This window comes from Pseudomonas sp. P4_C3 (assembly GCF_056402075.1).
The window spans coordinates 1-710 of sequence record NZ_JBFUIC010000754.1; the positions used below are offsets into that span (position 1 = coordinate 1).

The 710-nt window shown below is 55.8% G+C and carries 1 protein-coding gene; it reads right to left on the reverse strand.

What is annotated here, in order from left to right:
- Positions 1–710 (reverse strand): OprD family outer membrane porin (locus tag AC1DVH_RS32265; RefSeq protein ID WP_477757190.1); only part of this gene is annotated, 710 nt, incomplete at both ends.

Sequence of the window (710 nt, forward strand, 5' to 3'; positions counted from 1 at the left end):
GGAGACGTACATGACCGAGGCTTTCAGGCCAGGGACACCCAGGGCGGCAAAGTCATAGGCGTACTGACCGAATGATGTACGCTCCCCTGCGCGGGTGAAGCTCTGGATCAGACGATCTGTATACAGGTACAAGCTGCTGCCTCCGGCGCCTTTATCTACCAGGCTACCTTGGTTGAGCTGGGTGAAGCTGCTACCGTCCGAAACGCTTTGGTAGCCCGCAGTTATCGCATGGCCGCCAAGGGTGTATATCAATGCAGCGCTCCAGAGACGGTTGTCGATCACGCCATCACCGTTTTTGGTGTAGCCACTGATTCTGTAACCCGATGTGCCGGAGCTGTTTTCACCTGACGAGTCAGTTTTGAAGTAGCGCAGGTCGGTTTTCAGGGATTGGTTGTCCGAGAACGCAAGCGTGTGAATCAGTCCGAAAAACTGCTGGTTATAGTAGTTCTCGAGATGGGCATAGTAGTACTGAGCCGTCAGATCCTTGGTGACTTTCCAGTCCCCCCCGACGAAGTCGAACTGGTTGCTTTCACGTGTACCGCCCATAGCGGCCAGCCCCGTCTGATCAGTTGAACCGCGACCCGTTGCATGTTCAATTCGCCCACCCGTCAGGGTCAGATCCTTGAACTCGCTCGAGGTGATCTGGCCGCCCTCGAAGGTTTGTGGAAGCACCCGTCCATCGTTGGCGACCAGAATCGGAAGTTTCGGAG